The sequence below is a fragment of the Amycolatopsis sp. WAC 01416 genome (genome assembly GCF_003947485.1).
Taxonomy (GTDB): Bacteria; Actinomycetota; Actinomycetes; order Mycobacteriales; family Pseudonocardiaceae; genus Amycolatopsis.
This window is the reverse complement of the sequence record NZ_QHHX01000015.1, coordinates 1-16,948: the sequence shown is the minus strand read 5'-3', so window position 1 is coordinate 16,948 and position 16,948 is coordinate 1. Positions and strand designations below refer to the sequence as shown.

Here is a 16,948-nt window from a genome sequence, read left to right as displayed (position 1 = left end):
CCGCGCCGCTCCCGCCACCGGCGTCCGTCAGGGCGTGACGGGGACGTTGGTCAGCCCGTTCACCGCCCTCGACACGGTGTTGGACGCGTAGACGACGTTGGGCCGTTCCGAGCACTTCGACGTCGACGTGATCTTGATGGCGTACTGGCCGACGCCGCCGAGGTCGGACTTGTTGTTCCGCCACACGTTCCCGCAGCCGTTCGGGAACGACGGGGTGGTGCCGGGGTTGTGCGTCTCGTAGCCGTTCGCGAACGTCCCCGGCGAGGCGAAGGTGCCGGTGTTGCCCTCGATCACGTACCCGGTTCCCTTGACGTCGACCCAGGAATCGGCCGAGTTCTGCCCGGAAACCCCTTGGCCGTCGAAGGTGTTGCCCCGGATGACGCCGTCCGCGGTGCCCTCCTTGACATCGATGGCCTCCGCGGCGACATACGGTCCGATGTGATTGCCGAGCACCTGGATCCGGTCGCTACGGTCGACTCCGCCGGAGTTCCCGTGGCACGCCCAGTTCGAGTTCGCCGAGCCGAGGTAGACGCCCTCGCCGTAGCCGGCCTGGACGAGACCGGTGTGGCTGATCGTCGAGTCGCGGATGACGCTGTCGGCCGAGGAACGGCGGAAGTGCACGGCCTCCTCGTCGATCCGGTGCACCCGCACCCCCTCGATCACCGTGTGCTGCGAGTTGTCGGCGACGATGCCCTTCTTCGACTCCTGCACGGTGAAGCCCTTGAGCTGCCAGTACGGCGCGCCGTAGAGCCAGAACCCGTACCCGGAGTCCCAGCCCGCGGTCGGAGCCGGACAGGGTGGCGCCTCCCCCGACGGGCCATCGTTGATCAGGACCGCGGTCGACGGTCCGGTCACCGTGATCGGCGCGGCCGCCGTCCCCGGCTTTGTGGCGACGAACGAACCCCGATAGGTTCCGGCCGCCAGCCGGATGGTCTGCCCGGGGCTCGCGGCGGCCAGCGCGGCCTGCAACTCGGCCGCGGTGCCCACGTCGACAACGTCACCCGATGGGACCGTGGTGGTGGTCGTCGGCGGTTTGCTCGTGGTCGTGGTGGTCGGCGCCGTGGTGGTGGTCGGCGCCCCTCCCCCGCACGGGCTGCCGTTGATCGTGCACCCGGTCGGGAGGCCCAGTCCGGAGGTGTTGAAGCCGAAGCTCGCCGACCCACCGGGTTTGACCGTGCCGTTGAAACCCGCGTTGGTGACCTTGTAGTGCTGTCCGGTGCGGGTGAGCACCGAACTCCACGACGTGGTGATCGCGGTGCCGGCGGGGAGATCGAATTCGATCGTCCACTGTGTACTGTTCGCGTCCCCCGAGTTGGTCAGCGTGTACTTGCCGCCGTATCCGCTGTCCCAGACCGAGCTCTGGGTGAACGCGGCGGACAGGCTGGGCGCGGCGGCCTCGGCGGTGACGACGGCGCCGAGCAGGCCCGCCGCCGACGCCGTGGCCGCGATCGCGGCGAGCAGTCGTTTCCTCGTCATTCCGTGCCTCCGCATTTCGTTCCGGCGATCGTGCACGCGACCGGGAGCCCCTGACCGGCGGCGTTGAAGCCGAACGTCGCCGTGCCTCCGGGTTTGACGCTTCCGTTGTGGGTCGCGTTCCCGAACCGGTAGTGCTGCCCGGTCTTGGTCAGCACCGAACTCCAGGAACCGGTGATCGTCGTCCCGGCGGGCAGGTCGAACTCGACCGCCCACGAACCCACCACGGCCGAGCAGCTGTTGGTGACGGTGAAACCGCCGCCGTACCCGCTGTCCCACACCGACTTACGGGTGAACGTCGCGTTCAGGCAAGCACCGGGAGTCTGGCTGGTCGTGGTCGGCGTGGTCGTGGTGGAGGTCTGACCCGTCGTCGAGGACGGCGGAGTCCCGTCGACGGACTTCAGGAACAGCGACGACGCGGCGTCGGTCTTGGTCGCATCGACCCCGTGCCCTCCGGTGTAGTCCCGCTGCTCGTTCTTCGCCCAGTCGGCGATCGGGGTGCCGCCGACGTCGAGGTGCTTGTACGCGGCGCCGTCCCAGCCGAAGACATGGATGCGGTGCCGGTCGGCGTAGAAGTCGCTATACGGGCCGTTGTCCGCGAGCTGCTTGGTCATGGCGTTGTTGAAGAACACGTTGCGATAGCCGGTGGCACCCGACCATTTGACGGCTTTCTTGCCCGCGCCCCACCAGATCGGGAACCAGTTCGAGTCGTCGGGACCGCCTCCGCCCTCTTCACCGCAGTTGGCCCGGCAGTTCCCCGAACGGTGCGCGTACGGGACCTTGACCGTGTTCAGTTCGAAGAGGTTGTTGCGCTCCCAGCCTCCGTGGAGGTTCAGGTCGGAGTCGAAGGAGTTGCCGATCACGACGTTGCCCGAGGCGGACCACTGGAAAGTGAAGTGCCGCAACAGGGTCGAAGTGTTCCCGGCGTACAGCGAATCCCAGACCCGTGAGCCGCGGAAGTAGCCGTTGCCACCCTTGCCCTTGTTCCATGAGCCGTTGAGTTCGTTGTCCACGATCTGGAGGTTCTTGGCCTCCTCGGTGACGATGGGATGCGAACCGGTCATATCCGCGCGGATGCCGCGGACCCAGGAGTTCGCCGCCCACTTGAACACGATCCCGTGCATCTCCGCGGCGGGCGCCATGTTGCCGTAGTTGTTGTTCGCCTCGGCGGGATTCAAGCCCGGCATGTCCTGCGTGAACCCGAGGTTCTCGAAACCGACGCCGACCACCGGGTCGACCAGCGGTGCCGCCTTCGAGTCGTACGTGGCGCCGTCGATCGGGGCCGAACCGTCCGAAGTGGAGTTCACCGGCACGTCGTACTCGAGCGGTTTGTCCAGGGTGACGGTGCGTGCCGTGGTGTCGAGTGCCGCGACCGTGAAGATCTGCTGGCGCATGTGCATGTTCAGCAGCGGGAACGTGGTCGGGGTGGCCTGCTGCTGCGCGTAGAACTTCTGGGAGTTGGCCGCCCGGATGTTGACCAGGTTCCCGGCGGCGAGCGAGGTCAGGGCACCGCTGCTCGCCAGGTGGACGACCTTGTCCCCCATTCGCGCGGCGAACGCGGTGTCCCCCGGCTTGCCCCGCAGCTTCACGCCTGCCTTCCAATGGACGTTGATCGTGCCCTCGAAGATGTCCTTGCGGTTGGCGGGCGCCGAGGCGTAGTCGCTCGCGTAGGACGTGTGCACTCCCCTGGACTGGACGCGGAACAGCCCGCGGCCCGGCCACAGCCAGCCGCCCTTGCCCGCGCCGGAGGTCATCCCGTCCTCGTCCCAGTCGGAACCGTCCGGGGTGAGGGAGTCATAGAGGGTGTTCGCGTCGGGTTTGTAGACGAACTTGGTGGCGTCCTTGCCCGCTCCACGCAGGATCAGGTAGTCGGCGTCGACGTGGATCTCGTGCGTGACATCGAACCGCCCTGCCGGGAAGGTGATCGTGCTCAGCTTGGTGTAGCTCCCGGACGGCGAGCACGCGCTCTTGATCCCGTCGATCGCCGCCTGGATCCCGTTCGTGTCGTCGACGCCGTCGTCGGGCTTGACGTTGTACTGGCTCGCCAGTTCCGCCGCGGTGACCTGGCAGGTGGCGTTCGGATTCACTTCACCGGAGCCGGGAAGCGCGGCGCCACCCCGGTACCCGGCCTTGGACCAGTCGTAGAGCCCCGCGACCGGCGCGCGGCGACCGACGGCGCCGAGGTCGAGGCCGGTCAGCGCGCCGGGCCCCGGCGCCGCGTCCGCCACTTCGGGCGGCACCTGCAGGATTGCGGCGATGGCGACCACGGCGGCGACCGCCGGGAGGACGGCACGACGAAGAGGACTTTTTCGGGACACCCGAAACCTCCGTGACGGACTGACGGAAGGTGTTGCGGCGTGTACACCCGGACCCCGTCTTTATAGTTCACGTCCATGTCGCCCGTCAACGGATGTGAATAACGTCCATGTATGTGAACGAGCCGCGGTCCCTAGTCTCCCGAACGGAAGCGATCGAGCACGCGGCGTTCCCGTTTGGTCGGACGTCCCGCACCCCGCTCCCGTCGCGCGACCGGCACCGTGGCCTCGGGTGGCGGCGGGGGCGTCCGGTCGAGGAAACAGGTCGCGGCGTCGGCGGCACCGACCCGTTTCTGGATCACCCGGGTCACTTCCAAGATCCGCGTCGTGTCGTTGACCCGTGCACGGACCTCGTCACCGGCCACGACCGTGGTCGCGGGTTTGGCCGGTTTGCCGTTCACGCGGACATGGCCGCCGCGGCACGCCGCCGCGGCGTCCGGACGCGTCTTGGTCAGCCGGACGGCCCACAGCCAGCGATCAACTCGAGTGGACTCCACAGCAGTACATAGTGGCCCATCCGCCGTCGCGATGCCCGCCTGCCTGCCCCAAGTACACGGAAAGAAGTCCCACCATTATTGCCACCCGACATAGCCACAGGTATAACTTGTTCTAAATCCCTCAACGGTGAGGAAGATCACGTGAGCGACGAAACCATGTGGAGAAGCGCTTCCGGACAGTTATCCCGCCGCATCTTTATCACTGGAACTGGTTCTATCTTGGGAGCCGCGGCCCTCGGCGGGACCGCTTACGCGAAAAGCTCGATCGCCGACGCCGCTCGCATCCCGGCGCTCGTCATCGGGTCCGGCTACGGCGGCTGCGTCGCCGCCCTCCGGCTGGCCGAAGCCGGCGTCGACGTCCACCTCGTCGAACTCGGCATGGCATGGGACACCCCGGGTACGGACGGCAAGATCTTCGCCAACACCACCACCCCGGACTACCGGTCCTTCTGGCTGCGCACGCGGACGAAGCAGCCGCTGAGTAACTTCCTCGGCTTCCCGCTGGACAAGGACGTCCCGCGCCACACCGGCATCCTCGACGCCGAGGAGTTCAGCGGTATCACCGTCTACCAGGGCCGCGGCGTCGGCGGGGGCTCGCTGGTCAACGGCGGGATGGCCGTCACGCCGAAGCGCGAGAACTTCAGCGCGGTCCTGCCCACGGTCAACGCCGACGAGATGTACGGCGTCTACTACCCACGCGCCAACGCGGGCCTCGGCGTCGCCACCATCGATCCGAACTGGTTCGAAACGGCCGAGTGCTACCAGTACGCGCGGGTCGGCCGGAAACACGCGCAGCGTTCCGGGTTCCCGTTCCTGTTCGTCCCGGACGTCTACGACTGGGACTACATGAAGAAGGAGCAGGCGGGCACGGTTCCGAGGTCCGCGTTGGCCGGGGAGATCCTCTACGGCAACAACGCGGGCAAGAAATCGTTGCAGCAGACCTATCTCCCGCGGATCAAGGCCACCGGTCGCGTGACGATCTCGGCCCTGCACCGCGTCACCTCGGTCACTCCCGCGTCCGGCGGCGGATACACCGTGGTGATGGAGCAGCTGAACACCGGCGGCACGGTGACCGCGACCAAGTCCGTGACAGCGGACAAGGTGTTCTTCGCCGCCGGCAGTGTCGGCACGAGCAAACTCCTGGTCAAACTCAAGGCCACCGGCGCGCTGCCCAACCTCCACAACGAGGTCGGAAAGGGCTGGGGCGACAACGGGAACGTCATGTGCGGCCGGGCCAACCACATGTGGGACGCCACCGGGGCACTGCAGTCGTCCATCCCCACCGCCGGTATCGACAACTGGGCCGCGGGCGGCGCCTTCGCCGAGGTCGCCCCCCTGCCGACCGGCATCGAGACCTACGCGTCGTTCTATCTGTCGATCACCAAGAACCCCAACCGGGCGACGTTCTCGTGGAACGCGGCCGCGAACAAGGTCGACCTCAACTGGCAGACCGCCTGGAAACAACCGTCGATCAACATGGCCAAGACGATCTTCGACAAGATCAATTCCAAGGAAGGCACGATCTACCGCACCGACCTCTTCGGCGTGTACAAGATCTGGGGCGACCACCTCACCTACCACCCGCTCGGTGGCGCGGTGCTCGGCAAGGCGACCGACAACTACGGCAGGCTCCACGGATATCCGGGCCTGTACGTGATCGACGGCGCGCTGATCCCGGGCAACACCTCGGTGAACCCGTTCGTCACCATCACCGCCTTGGCGGAACGGAATATCGAAAAGATCGTCGCCACCGATCTGTGACGCCGGCCGGTCCGTGAGTGGGCCGGGATCGCAGGCCCGTGAAGGGCCCCTTCCCTAGTACATGAAGGACCCCATCCTTGCGCCTAGGTACAGGAAGGGGTCCTTCATGTACTTCTCACGGCCTAAAACTTCGGCAGAACACAGACGGTGTCGATTCCCAAAACGCGATTCAGCCGTCCGAATGCGAGCCAGGAACCGATGCTCATGCTCAGTTCGACGATTTCCTTCTGGCTGTAGTGCTCGCCCATTCGCTTCCAGAATTCGTCGTCGATGCCGTGATGATCGAGCGCGTAGCGTTCGGCGTATTCGGCGGCCAGCCGGGTCCGCTCGTCGAACGCGCCGGTGGTGCGCCACTCGGTCACCGCGTCGGCGAACTCCTCCTCGACCTTCACCCCGTCGCGTTCGGTCCGCCAGTCCAGGCAGAAGACGCAGCCGTTGATCTGCGCGATCCGCAACCGGGCCGCCTCGAACTCGCGGAGCCCCAGCGTGGTGTGCGAGTAGACCGCCAGGGACAGATTCGAGGCCGCGACGCCGATACCGGGCACCATCTCGCCCCACACGTAGCCGATCGGGTCCTTGCCCTCGGGAATGTCGATGATCATCGCGCGCTCCTTCCGAGCTTGCCGGTCGCCGGTCGCAAGGGGACGTCCAATGCGTCGTAGAGGCCTGGTTTGGCGTCCACGAGCCAGTCGATGGCGCCGACCAGCCTGCCGACCGCGGTCGCGTTGCCGCCGGCGGACCGGTTCTCGCCCTCGTCGGTGGCCTCGACCGAGACTTCGATCCTGGGGCGGCCTTCGATGATCACCCGGTGCGCCCCGTCGCCGCTGGGCGGCATCGGCCAGTCCGGCGCGCACGACGCGTGGATGCGGGTGACGTGCTCGATGACGATGCGGGGGTCGCCGTCCACGATCCCCTGCACCTCGAACCGGACCGCGCCCTGCGTGCCCGCTTCGAACTCGCCCATCGCCCGCGTGGTCACGGTTTCCTCGAGCGGACGGCGGTCGAGCGTCTCGCGGATCTCGTCCAGCTCGACCCCGAGGCCGCGGGCGATCAGCCGCACTTGCCCGCCCCACACCATCGTGGGCACCGAAGGGGCCAGCATCGGCGGCTGATAGTCCATCGGCTGCCCCATCCCGACCAGGTAGCGGACGGAATCCGGCTGGTCGTAGGTGGAGTAGTCGAAGATCTCCTGGCAGCGGACCGCGTCCACGGTGGTGCCGAGCCCGCTGATCAGCAACGGCAGGATGTCGTTGCCCCATCCCGGATCCACGCCGGAGACGAACAGCGAACCGCCGCCTTCCGCGATCGCCGCGAGGATCGGCTCCCGCAGCTCCTCCGGCGCGTTGCGCTGGTCGTACAGCGCGTAGAGCGCGGGGGTCACCACCACCGCTCCCGCCCGGATCGCGCGGACGATGTCGGCCAGCGCGTCGGCGGGCCGGATGTCGCCGGACGCCGCGTACACCACCGCGCGCGGCCCGGCCGCCAGAACCGCTTCGACGTCATCGGTCGCCGCCACACCCGAATCGCCGTCGACTCCCGCGAGTGCGGCCGCGTCGCGACCGACCTTCGCGGGATCGTGCACGAGCACACCGGTGAGTTCCAGCGCCGGATGCGCGTCGACGGCCCGGATGGAGGCGCGGCCGATGTTGCCTGTACCCCAGACAACTGTGGGAATCATGAAGTCGAGGTTAACCGAATCGAAGGTCGGTTCCCAGTACCGAAACAATCACGAAAACCGCAGGTCAGAACGCATTACTCGGGTTCATTCGAGTGGGCAACGAAAGCGTTCCGGTGCGCGGAACGCGGCCTCGTTTTCGTCGGTGACCGGCAACGGGGTTGAGACCCGCCGACGACCGTGTGTAATGTGCGCTCCCGTGACGAGCCCCGAGTCGGACAGAACCCCGCCGCCGGTCGACCGGCGGCGAGTCGTCGTATCCGGCCGTTAGGCATCGGCCCTCTCGCTTCCCGGTGACCGGAGCGCTGTTCCGTGCGTCCGGCCGGGTTTCTCCCTGTCTCGCGCACGGCTTCCTCCTGCTCACTTTCTCCATGGGAGTCGTCCGTTGCCCCTGTTCGTCTATGTCCTCGGCCTTGCCGTCTTCGCGCAAGGCACCTCCGAATTCATGGCTTCCGGTCTCGTGCCGGGAATCGCCGGTGAACTGTCCGTCCCGGTGGGCGCGGCCGCCGCGCTGACCTCGGCCTACGCCGTCGGAATGATCGTCGGCGCCCCGGCCATGGCCGTACTCAGCGCGCGCTGGCCTCGCCGCCGGGCCTTGGCCGGGTTTCTGACCGCCTTCGTCGTGGTGCACGTCATCGGCGCCGTGACGACGAGTTTTCCGCTGCTGTTCGGCACCCGGGTCGTCGCGGCGGTCGTCAACGCGGGATTCCTCGCCGTGGCCATGCCCGTCGCGATCGCTTTGGCACCAAAGGGAAAGCAGACGCGGGCGACCGCGGTCCTGTTGGCGGGGATCACGCTGTCGTGTGTCGCCGGTGTACCTGCCGGAGCCGTGCTGGGTGAGCTCGCGGGCTGGCGTTCCGCGTTCTGGGCGGTCGCCGCGCTATGCCTTCCCGCGCTGGTTCTGGTGTTCCGCTCCGCACCCGCCGACGCGGCAGGCCCGCGGGAAATCTCGATCAAGCGCGAAGCACGGGAGCTGAAAACGCCTCCGGTCCGACACGCGATGGTCCTTGCCGCCCTGGTCAATGGCGCGACCTTCGCGACGTTCGCGTTCCTCGCGGTCATCGCGACGGATGTCGCCCGCCTTCCGGCCGGGGCGGTTTCCGGGTTGCTGGCGGCCTTCGGTGTCGGCGCTTTCCTCGGCGTCACGGTGGCGGGCCGCACGGGCGACGGCGAACTCCGGAGCGGCCTGGTACTCGCGTTGTGCGTCCTTCCGGTCGGCTGGGCGGTGCTGGCGGTGACCGGCGCGCAGCCCGTCGCCCTGTTCCTCGTGACGATCGTCCAAGGTGGACTGTCGTTCGGTTGCGGTTCCGCGCTCGTGGCGCGGGTGATGCACGTGGCTCCAGGAGCTCCGACGCTCGGTGGTTCGTTCGCGACGGTCGCGCTCAACACCGGCGCGTTCCTGGGACCGGTGCTCGCCGGTCTCGTCACGGAGTCGACCGGGGACTATCGGCACGCCATCTGGATCAGCGCGGCGATCGCCCTTGTTCCGCTTCTGCTCGTCCTGGGGAGGAAGGTGCTGATCCGCTCCTGAGCCGCGCGTGCAGGTGGACGTCGTGCCATCCGTCCGCGTGCAGCATCGAAGAACGCAAGGTGCCTTCGAGGCGGTATCCGGCCTTGCCCGCGACGTTGCAGGAGGCGGCGTTCGCGGTGGAATGCAGAAGGAACAACCGGTGCAACCGGACGGTTTCGAACGCCCACCGCGTCAACGCCGCCACCGCGCTGCCCGCGATCCCCGCGCCGCGGGCGGCGGGAAGAACCCAGTAGGACAGCTGTGCGGAAGCCTCGAAAAGCGAGAGGGCGCGGAGACCGACCTGCCCGACCGGCCGGTCTTCGCGCGCGTCGACCACCGCCCAGCTCGCGTCCGTCTCGTCCGTCCAGCGCTGTTCCCAGCCCGCGATCCACTCGCGGGCCTCGTCCGCTCCGTCGACACGGCGGACGTGCCAGCGCTGGATGGCCGGACACGCGAAGGCGGCTTCGACGTCCTCCGCGTCGTCAGCGCACCAAGGTCGCAACACCAGCCTGTCGTCGACGATCAGGCACGGCTGCGGCATCGACCGGAACGTACCGGCGGGCAGGGCGGGCTCGATGAGCAGAGGCACCCGCCCATCATGGCGTACCGGCGGCCTCGGCCTGGGTAACATCGGCCAGACCATGGAGATGATCACTGTGCCGGCGGGCGAGGTAACGCTTTCGGACCGGCGCACGCAGCGGAGCTGGGCTGTCGATGTCGCGTCGTTCCTGCTCGCGCCGGTTCCGGTCACCCGCGAGCCCGGCCGGCTTCCCCTCGTCGACATCTCGTGGACGGACGCCCTCCGACTCTGTAACACCCTGTCCCAGCGCGAAGGCCTCACCCCCGCTTATGAGCTGGATTCGTCGACCTGCGACCGGACCGCGAACGGCTACCGCCTGCCCACCGAGGCGGAATGGGAACACGCCTGCCGCGCCGGCACGACCGGCCCTCGCTACGGACCACTCGACGAGATCGCCTGGTACCGCGAGAACTCGGCGGAGTCCGCGCACGAAGTCGGCGGGAAGGCGCCCAACGCGTGGGGACTGCACGACATGCTGGGCAATGTCTGGGAATGGTGCTGGGACGTGTACGACGCCGAGGTGTACGGCGAATACCGGGTCCTGCGGGGCGGCGGCTGGTTCGACGAGCACTGGAGCTGCCGGGCTTCGGTGCGGCGCCGCAGTCACCCGACGTTCCGTGTCGACGACGTCGGCTTCCGCCTCGCCCGGTCACTGTGACCCCGCCGACCGGACGCGATGATCACACGATTGAATGACGCCACGGACACCCGGCCAGGGTGTCGGACCCTGGAGGAAACCGTGACCGGAACCGCTCCCCGAGACGTCGAACGCGTCTACTCCACCGCCGACGTCGTCGCGAAACTGCGCCGCCTCGCCGACGCGCTCGAGTCCGAGACCTCGTTCCGCATCCAGATCGCCGGGGAACGGTTCCGCGTCCCCGCCCGCGCGCAGTTCTCGATCGAGCACGAACGCGGTGACGGCGAGGAAGAGGTCGAGTTCCAGCTGAAGTGGAAGATCGAAGAGACCGACTCCGACGACGACTCCGAAGGCACCGTCGTCTGATCTTCTGTCCATAAAGGACTGGACGGGCCCGTATTTCGTTGGCGGGCCCGTCCGCTTCGTCACTACGGTTCGCCGGTGGTCAAGGGGCCGGAGTCGCTCTTCGGACTCGAAACCGACCTGGGACGGCATCTCCGACAGGACCGGCGGCTCCGCCGTGTTCATGCTGTTCTCAAGCGCGGCCCGGAACCACCTGGAGATCAAGGCGCCAGACTTTCCTCGAAGGCGGATTGCTCCTCAAAGTCCTGGAGCGGGCCGGGCAGGACGGCCCTGTGCTCGCATCGATGGGCCGGAGCCGCGACCTGTGCGACAAGCTGCGGGAGTCCTCCGTCGACACGATGGACCTGGTGCTCGGCATTCTGCTCGGAGAGCGGTCGGACGCGGTGTTCAGCTCGGCCGACCTTCGCGGGATCGGGGTGGACGACACGGAACCACGGGAGTCGTGAGCGGTCGTAGCAGATCAGCTCACACGATGCCGCCGTTGGCGCGAAGCACCTGGCCGTTGACCCAGCGGGCCGGGCCGGCGAGGAACGAGACGACCTCGGCGATGTCGGACGGGGTGCCAAGGCGTTCGAGCGGGGGCTGCGCCGCCATCCTCACGATGGTCTCCTCGTCCTTGCCGTCCAGGAACAGTGCTGTGGCGGTCGGGCCGGGGGCGACCGCGTTCACGGTGATGTCGCGGCCGCGCAGTTCACGGGCGAGGACGAGGGTGATCGCCTCGACCGCGCCCTTCGTGGCGGCATAGGCGGCGTACCCCGGGAGGGCGAGACCGAGCACCGACGTGGAGAAGTTGATGATCGCGCCGCCGTCACGAACGCGGCGGGCTGCCTGCTGATCGACCACGAAGGTGCCGCGGATGTTGGTGCGGTGCAAGCTGTCCAGCCGCTCGAGATCCAGTTCCGCCACCGGCGCGAGATACATGGTGCCCGCGGCGTGGACCACGACGTCGACACCGCCGAAGGTCTTCTCCGCCGTGTCGAACACGGCGGCGACAGCCTGCTCGTCGGCGACGTCGGCCTGCGCCGCGATCGCCTGACCTCCACCGTCGGTGATCGCCTCCACCGCGGCCTGCGCCTCGTCCTTGTTGCCGCCGTATGCGACGACGACCGCGAATCCGTCGGACGCCAGCCGTTCGGCGCTCTGCCTGCCGATGCCCCGCGACCCGCCGGTGACGATCGCTACCCGTGTCATGACGTGCTCCCATCAAGCGTTTCCGTTGCTAACCCGATCACCGTATCATCGATAACGAACCATCGCTACCGGATCGGTGTTATCGTCGATACATGACGTTGACGACGAAAGACCGGTTGGTCCGCGCGGCGGCGGAACTCCTGCGGGAAGGCGGACGGGACGCGTTGTCGACGCGTGCGGTCAGCGCCGCCGCCGGAGTTCAGGCGCCGACGCTCTACCGAACCTTCGGCGACAAGGACGGCCTTCTCGACGCGGTCGCGACGTATGGCTTCAAGAGCTACCTGGAGGGGAAACACGCCCTCGGCGAAACCGACGACCCGGTACGCGACCTCCGGCGAGGCTGGGACCTGCACGTCGAGTTCGGCCTGCACCAGCCGGCTTTCTACCTGCTCATGTACGGCGAGCCCCGTGTCCGCGAGGCACGCCAGGAGGCGGACGCGATGCTCCGCCGCATCGTCGAACGCATCGCCGAGGCCGGCAGGCTGCGCGTCCCTGTCGAGCAAGCCGCGCAACTGGTGCACGCGACCGGGATGGGCGTGATCCTCTCCTTCCTCGCGAGCCCTCCGGGGCACCGCGATCCGGACTTGATCATCGCCGCGCGCGAACACGTGATCGCCGCGATCACCACCGACAGCGCGAAAGTGGATTCAGCCGTCCCGAGCCGTGCGATCGCGCTCAAAGCCGCACTGGAGAAGGAACATGGAGACGTCCTGACCCCGGCCGAGCACGCGATGCTCGCCGAATGGCTCGACCGGCTCGCGCGATCGAGCAAGTGAGGCGAAACGAGCTCGAGACGTACCGGCCGGCCGTCGCTACCGGCCGACAGCCTTCGCCGCCGCGACCGCCTGCCCGGCATAGGACCGTCCGAAAAGGACGGTGTGAACGAGGAGCGGGAACAGCTGGTGCGCACCGATCCGGTCGGTCCAGCCGTCGGCGAGCGGGGCGACTTCCTGGTAGGCGGCCAGCACCCGGTCGAACAGCGGGCAGCCGAACAACTGCAGCATGGCCAGATCGGTCTCGCGATGGCCGCCATGCGCGGCCGGGTCGATGAGCGAGGCCTCGACCGCACCCCACAGCACGTTGCCGTTCCACAGATCGCCGTGCAGGCGGGCCGGAGGTTCGGCCGGACCGGCGACCTCCGGGAGCCGCGCGCAGGCTTGCTCGATGACAGCGGTTTCGTCAGCGTTCAAAGTGCCTTCGTCGACCGCACGGCGGACATAGGGCAGGACCCGGTGCTCGGCATACCACCGCGGCCAGTCCTCCCCCGGCGTGTTCACCATCGGGGCCAAGCCGATCCACGCGTCGACAGGCCCGTCCGGCGGCGCGGCGCCGAACGCGGGCGCTCCGGCCGCGTGCAACGCCGCGAGCCCCCTCCCCAGCCGCTCCGCCGCGTGATGTGTCGGCCGACCACCACCGACCAGTTCCGTGACCAGCCATTCGCCGTCGTGACCACGGACCTCGGGCACACGCACGGCGCCGGGCGTACCCAGCCAACGCAGCCCCGCCGCCTCCGCGGCCGTCGCGGTCCGGGCATGCCCCCGTTTGACGACCACCGTGTCGCCGCTGTCCAGCACCATTTCGGTCACTCCGCTGGAGAGACTCCTCTGCTCTGCGACGGCTCGTCCGGTGATCCGCGTGGCAGCCTCGGCAGGCGTCGAAACCAGGGTCATGCCCGCAACCTACCTCCGCCGATCGAGTGAACGCTCGTTGTCTGGAGCGCCGGTTCGGGGAATTCCACGCGCTTTCACTTTTTTCGAGGGGAGAGCGGTCCTGCCCACACGAACAGCCCCGGTTTCCCGGCCTCCGTCGGGCTGCATGCGGTCAACGCCCGGAACTCACGGACGAGATGCGCCTGATCGCTGTACCCGCCCGAGTACGCGACCTCCGCCCACGAAAGAGATGGCTCCCGGTTCATCAGCGCCAGCACGCGATTGAGCCGGGCGATCCGCCCGACCGTGCGGGGATTCAGCCCGATCTGTTCACGGAACCGGGCGTTGAGATGCTGCCTGCTCCAGCCGATCTCGCGGGCGAGGGCGTCGACCCGGACCGGCCCGGCGGACAGCCGGTCCCACGCGTATCGGACCGGGGCCGCCAGTCCGGGACCGTGGGCGAGCCTCGCCGCCAGGTACTCGTCCAGCAGCCGGAAGCGCTCCGGCCAGTCCGGAGCCTCGGCCAACTGTTCGGTCAACAGCTCGGCCGGCAGCAGGTCGGACGCCGCGACCGCCGCGTTCGTCAACTCCCGCAACGGGATCCCGAACAACGCGTACGAACCGCGCGGGGTCAGCGTGACGAGGATCCCGCGCGAAGCGCCGGATTGCTCGAGACGCAGCGGCCCGTCACGCAATCCCAGTACGGGTGAATCCGGGATCTCCGGACCGCGATCCGGGGCTTCGAAGTCGATCATCCAGGTGAGCACGGACAGCGGGGTGACCTGCCAGGAGTTCGCGCCGGCGTCGGGAAGGTCGTGCGCGACGTAGCTCGACACGTGAGCGGCGAGGCGGGGATGCGGCCACCGGAGGATCCGCTCGCCGGGTGCGCGAAGGAGGTCCTGCCGCGGTGTCACGAGACCCCAACCGCCCATGCCGCCAGCTTACTTTCGTTCAAGACCGGGAACGCGGCTCCGTTCTAACGTCCGGAGCATGACGAAAATCGGAGGTTTCAGAAATCCGGCGGCCGAGAAGCGTTATTTCGCCGCCTACGACCGCGCCATGGCCGAGTGCCCGGAGCCGGCCCAAGTCTTCGACGTCGAGACCCGGCATGGCAGCACGCGGGTCTACCGCTACGGCGGTGAGGGCCCGCCGATCGCCCTCCTGCCGGGGTTGTTGGCGACTTCCGCCTGTTTCGCGGCGCTGCTTCCCGCTATGGCGGTCCGGCACGCGGTCTACGCGATCGACACGCTCGGCGAGGCGGGCCGAAGCGTGCAAAGGGCACCGTTCAAGGACATCCGTGACCGCGCGAGCGCTATCGACGACGTTTTCGAAAGCCTTGAGCTGCCCTCGGTGCATCTCGTCGGCGGTTCGACCGGCGGCTGGCACGCGGCCAACCAGGCGATCCACGCACCCGGCAGGCTCGCGTCCATCACACTGCTGGACGCGACCACCGTTTCGGCACCGTTCGCCCGGAAAGTGTTCCGCTACGGCTTGCCGGCGGCATTACTCGACGGCGACCGCCTGTGGCGGCGTTTCGTGACGTGGTCCGCCGGGGAGGACATCCTCGACCAGCCCGCCGCCCAACTGGTACTGGCGGGAATCCGGTGCTACCGCGCGCGGGTGCCGTTCCAAGTCCTCCCCAGTGAGGAGGCGCTGCGGTCCATCGAAATTCCCACCCTCGCCCTGTTCGGCGGCCGCAGCGCCGTACACGATTCGGCCGCCGCCGCCGCGAGACTCGAAAGCCTGCTCCCCCATGCCGACGTCGAAATCCTGCCGGACGCCGGACACTACCTCTATTTCCGCCCGGACGACCGCGAACTGGTCATCAAGCGTGTCCTCGACTGGGCCGGTCAGGCGGCCCGTGCGCCGGAGTGACGGCGAGCGGCGGCCAGGCTGGCCCGGCACGCGGCGATCAGCTTGGCCGAGGCGGCGCTTTCGCCGTGGCCGCAGCGAGGACAGGACATCGTGACGTCGCCGGATAGTTCGTCGACGGAAACGGTCAACGCGGTCGCGCACGAACGACACCAGCGGTGCCGGGTGATCGGGTTGACGTGCAGCGGCGAAGCGACGCACTGGTGGATCCAGCGGCCGTGCACGTGGCAGGTCAGGCGGTCGTCCGGGGCCAGGCGGCCGACGTCCTCCGCGTCGTCCTCCATCGCCAGCAGAACCGGCAGGGTGCGGCCCACCGGGTTCAGCCGCGTGGTCGAGGCCAGTGTCGTGGTGTTCATCGCTTTCTCCTTCCGGCTCTTAACAAGACGTCGAACGGGGAGCGCCAGATACGACACAGCCGGGCGCCCTTCTCGAAGAAAGCTCCCCCTGGTGGGTGAATTGATCTTGGTCGAAGCCGAACCGTTACCCCATTCGGGTTAACGGCGCGTATCTTTCGGATCATGAAGGCCGCATTCATTCCACTGTCCACATCAGACAGTCGCGGCCCCGGCCACCTGCTGTTTCCGCCCGCCGGCGGCACACTTCAGACCTTCGGTCCGCTCGCCGGGGCGGCGGGCGCGGACGTCTGGGGCGTCGAGTATCCCGGCCACGGGGATCGACTCGCGGACACGCCTGCGTCGTCCCTCGAAGAACTCGCCACTCTCGTGGCCGGCGCGACACCGAGGGCCTGGTTTTCCCGCTCTGTGATCATCGGTTTCGGAATGGGCGCCTTCGTCGCCTTGGAAACCGCTCAACGGCTGGGCGTCTCCCCGGGCGCGCTGATCGTCGTGGACGCGTGTGCCCCGCAGCGGCTCTCACCGGAAAAGACCGCCAAGGCGGGCGCGTCCGCCATCGGCCGGGTGTTCGGCCGCACCGGGCTCACCCCTGTCGCGGGCTATCGCGATTCGCCCGAAAGCTGGGAGTACGCCCTGGATCTACTGCTGGGCGACCTCCAATTGCTGAATGCCTACCGCGGGCCTGCCAGAACACGGCTTTCATGCCCGATCGCGGCGATACGCGGGACCGACGATCCCGCGTCCGCCTCGGGTGACGACGCGACGGGCGGCTGGCGGGTGTGGACTTCCGGTCCATTCGTCGGCCGCGTCGTCCCGGGCGGGTATCTAGGTGTTCTCCAGCCCGGTCGGGAGGCCGAGTTCTGGGCCCGGATCCGCAGACTGCGGGCGGCCTTCGTCGGCGTCGAGCCGGAAGTCGCCTAGGGCGTGTCCTGTAAGTGATCTAGCTGCGGTTCGGTTGGATTGCGGGTGTGGTTGGTCGTGGTGAGTTGACGGATAAGGCCTGGGCGGTGATCGAGCCGTTGTTGCCACCGCGGCAGGGTGGTGGTCGGCGGTGGCGGGATCATCGCCAGGT

General features: G+C 68.1%; 18 protein-coding genes. 8 read left to right on the top strand and 10 right to left on the bottom strand.

All coding sequences use genetic code 11. The features are described from left to right. Window positions 1–27: 27 nt before the first annotated feature. The 3 genes from DL990_RS38260 to DL990_RS38250 form a co-directional block, all read right to left on the bottom strand. Window positions 28–1,476 carry a cellulose binding domain-containing protein gene (locus DL990_RS38260; RefSeq protein ID WP_125801595.1) on the bottom strand — a complete coding sequence of 483 codons (1,449 nt, stop codon included), beginning with the start codon at window positions 1,474–1,476 and terminating at the stop codon, window positions 28–30. Then, the gene (locus DL990_RS38255) at window positions 1,473–3,791 is read right to left on the bottom strand and encodes a cellulose binding domain-containing protein (protein ID WP_233620695.1); all 2,319 of its coding nucleotides are present in this window, start codon (window positions 3,789–3,791) and stop codon (window positions 1,473–1,475) included. The genes DL990_RS38260 and DL990_RS38255 overlap by 4 nt, the downstream gene beginning before the upstream one ends. Before the next feature lie 131 nt (window positions 3,792–3,922). Further along, the gene (locus DL990_RS38250) at window positions 3,923–4,285 is read right to left on the bottom strand and encodes an RNA-binding S4 domain-containing protein (RefSeq protein WP_125783039.1); all 363 of its coding nucleotides are present in this window, start codon (window positions 4,283–4,285) and stop codon (window positions 3,923–3,925) included. A gap of 219 nt (window positions 4,286–4,504) precedes the next feature. Between DL990_RS38250 and DL990_RS38245 the strand changes: the two genes are divergently transcribed. Then, on the top strand, window positions 4,505–6,046 hold the full coding sequence (locus DL990_RS38245) for a GMC oxidoreductase (RefSeq protein ID WP_125783037.1): 1,542 nt from the start codon (window positions 4,505–4,507) through the stop codon (window positions 6,044–6,046). 122 nt (window positions 6,047–6,168) lie between these two features. Here DL990_RS38245 and DL990_RS38240 read toward each other — a convergent pair whose 3' ends face one another. Both DL990_RS38240 and DL990_RS38235 read right to left on the bottom strand, forming a co-directional pair. Then, window positions 6,169–6,648 carry a carboxymuconolactone decarboxylase family protein gene (locus tag DL990_RS38240; protein ID WP_125783035.1) on the bottom strand — a complete coding sequence of 160 codons (480 nt, stop codon included), beginning with the start codon at window positions 6,646–6,648 and terminating at the stop codon, window positions 6,169–6,171. Then, entirely contained in the window at window positions 6,645–7,724 is a 1,080-nt protein-coding gene (locus DL990_RS38235; RefSeq protein WP_125783033.1) for a dihydrodipicolinate reductase, read from the bottom strand. Before DL990_RS38235 ends, DL990_RS38240 begins: the two co-directional genes overlap by 4 nt. Before the next feature lie 382 nt (window positions 7,725–8,106). Here DL990_RS38235 and DL990_RS38230 point away from each other — a divergent pair, with 382 nt between their 5' ends. Continuing rightward, the gene (locus tag DL990_RS38230) at window positions 8,107–9,252 is read left to right on the top strand and encodes a Cmx/CmrA family chloramphenicol efflux MFS transporter (protein WP_125801594.1); all 1,146 of its coding nucleotides are present in this window, start codon (window positions 8,107–8,109) and stop codon (window positions 9,250–9,252) included. Here DL990_RS38230 and DL990_RS38225 read toward each other — a convergent pair. Next, complete coding sequence (locus DL990_RS38225; protein ID WP_125801593.1) at window positions 9,185–9,820, bottom strand: GNAT family N-acetyltransferase; 636 nt, start codon at window positions 9,818–9,820, stop codon at window positions 9,185–9,187. The genes DL990_RS38230 and DL990_RS38225 overlap by 68 nt on opposite strands. Window positions 9,821–9,872: 52 nt before the next feature. Here DL990_RS38225 and DL990_RS38220 point away from each other — a divergent pair, with 52 nt between their 5' ends. From DL990_RS38220 to DL990_RS38210, 3 genes are all read left to right on the top strand, one after another. Next, on the top strand, window positions 9,873–10,469 hold the full coding sequence (locus tag DL990_RS38220) for an SUMF1/EgtB/PvdO family nonheme iron enzyme (RefSeq protein ID WP_125801665.1): 597 nt from the start codon (window positions 9,873–9,875) through the stop codon (window positions 10,467–10,469). A gap of 81 nt (window positions 10,470–10,550) precedes the next feature. After that, window positions 10,551–10,814 (top strand): amphi-Trp domain-containing protein, encoded by a 264-nt coding sequence (locus tag DL990_RS38215; protein WP_125677397.1) that lies wholly within the window; start codon window positions 10,551–10,553, stop codon window positions 10,812–10,814. 227 nt (window positions 10,815–11,041) lie between these two features. Then, window positions 11,042–11,257: a hypothetical protein gene (locus tag DL990_RS38210; protein ID WP_125801592.1), complete on the top strand. Its 216-nt coding sequence runs from the start codon at window positions 11,042–11,044 to the stop codon at window positions 11,255–11,257. A gap of 19 nt (window positions 11,258–11,276) precedes the next feature. On the opposite strand, the gene DL990_RS38205 is transcribed toward DL990_RS38210, so the two are convergent. After that, window positions 11,277–12,002, bottom strand: a complete 726-nt coding sequence (locus tag DL990_RS38205) for an SDR family oxidoreductase (protein ID WP_125801591.1) — start codon at window positions 12,000–12,002, stop codon at window positions 11,277–11,279. Between the two features lie 92 nt (window positions 12,003–12,094). On the opposite strand from DL990_RS38205, the gene DL990_RS38200 reads away from it, so the two are divergent. Next, window positions 12,095–12,778 carry a TetR/AcrR family transcriptional regulator gene (locus DL990_RS38200; protein ID WP_125801590.1) on the top strand — a complete coding sequence of 228 codons (684 nt, stop codon included), beginning with the start codon at window positions 12,095–12,097 and terminating at the stop codon, window positions 12,776–12,778. 36 nt (window positions 12,779–12,814) lie between these two features. Here DL990_RS38200 and DL990_RS38195 read toward each other — a convergent pair whose 3' ends face one another. Beyond that, on the bottom strand, window positions 12,815–13,672 hold the full coding sequence (locus DL990_RS38195) for a fructosamine kinase family protein (RefSeq protein ID WP_125783021.1): 858 nt from the start codon (window positions 13,670–13,672) through the stop codon (window positions 12,815–12,817). 74 nt (window positions 13,673–13,746) lie between these two features. Next, on the bottom strand, window positions 13,747–14,583 hold the full coding sequence (locus tag DL990_RS38190; protein WP_125801589.1) for an AraC family transcriptional regulator: 837 nt from the start codon (window positions 14,581–14,583) through the stop codon (window positions 13,747–13,749). 58 nt (window positions 14,584–14,641) lie between these two features. Here DL990_RS38190 and DL990_RS38185 point away from each other — a divergent pair, with 58 nt between their 5' ends. Beyond that, window positions 14,642–15,526 carry an alpha/beta fold hydrolase gene (locus DL990_RS38185; protein ID WP_125801588.1) on the top strand — a complete coding sequence of 295 codons (885 nt, stop codon included), beginning with the start codon at window positions 14,642–14,644 and terminating at the stop codon, window positions 15,524–15,526. On the opposite strand, the gene DL990_RS38180 is transcribed toward DL990_RS38185, so the two are convergent. Then, the gene (locus DL990_RS38180; RefSeq protein WP_125783015.1) at window positions 15,502–15,879 is read right to left on the bottom strand and encodes a hypothetical protein; all 378 of its coding nucleotides are present in this window, start codon (window positions 15,877–15,879) and stop codon (window positions 15,502–15,504) included. The two genes, DL990_RS38185 and DL990_RS38180, sit on opposite strands and share 25 nt — an antisense overlap. A gap of 162 nt (window positions 15,880–16,041) precedes the next feature. On the opposite strand from DL990_RS38180, the gene DL990_RS38175 reads away from it, so the two are divergent. Then, complete coding sequence (locus tag DL990_RS38175; protein ID WP_125801587.1) at window positions 16,042–16,797, top strand: thioesterase II family protein; 756 nt, start codon at window positions 16,042–16,044, stop codon at window positions 16,795–16,797. Window positions 16,798–16,948 lie beyond the last annotated feature (151 nt).

What these genes read in the sequence shown, in the direction of transcription:
- DL990_RS38260 (WP_125801595.1), bottom strand. Translation starts at nt 1,476, where the DNA reads ATGACGAGGAAACGACTGCTCGCCGCGATCGCGGCCACGGCGTCGGCG.
- DL990_RS38240 (WP_125783035.1), bottom strand. Translation starts at nt 6,648, where the DNA reads ATGATCATCGACATTCCCGAGGGCAAGGACCCGATCGGCTACGTGTGG.
- DL990_RS38235 (WP_125783033.1), bottom strand. Translation starts at nt 7,724, where the DNA reads ATGATTCCCACAGTTGTCTGGGGTACAGGCAACATCGGCCGCGCCTCC.
- DL990_RS38220 (WP_125801665.1), top strand. Translation starts at nt 9,873, where the DNA reads ATGGAGATGATCACTGTGCCGGCGGGCGAGGTAACGCTTTCGGACCGG.
- DL990_RS38205 (WP_125801591.1), bottom strand. Translation starts at nt 12,002, where the DNA reads ATGACACGGGTAGCGATCGTCACCGGCGGGTCGCGGGGCATCGGCAGG.
- DL990_RS38200 (WP_125801590.1), top strand. Translation starts at nt 12,095, where the DNA reads ATGACGTTGACGACGAAAGACCGGTTGGTCCGCGCGGCGGCGGAACTC.
- DL990_RS38195 (WP_125783021.1), bottom strand. Translation starts at nt 13,672, where the DNA reads ATGACCCTGGTTTCGACGCCTGCCGAGGCTGCCACGCGGATCACCGGA.
- DL990_RS38190 (WP_125801589.1), bottom strand. Translation starts at nt 14,583, where the DNA reads ATGGGCGGTTGGGGTCTCGTGACACCGCGGCAGGACCTCCTTCGCGCA.
- DL990_RS38185 (WP_125801588.1), top strand. Translation starts at nt 14,642, where the DNA reads ATGACGAAAATCGGAGGTTTCAGAAATCCGGCGGCCGAGAAGCGTTAT.
- DL990_RS38180 (WP_125783015.1), bottom strand. Translation starts at nt 15,879, where the DNA reads ATGAACACCACGACACTGGCCTCGACCACGCGGCTGAACCCGGTGGGC.
- DL990_RS38175 (WP_125801587.1), top strand. Translation starts at nt 16,042, where the DNA reads ATGAAGGCCGCATTCATTCCACTGTCCACATCAGACAGTCGCGGCCCC.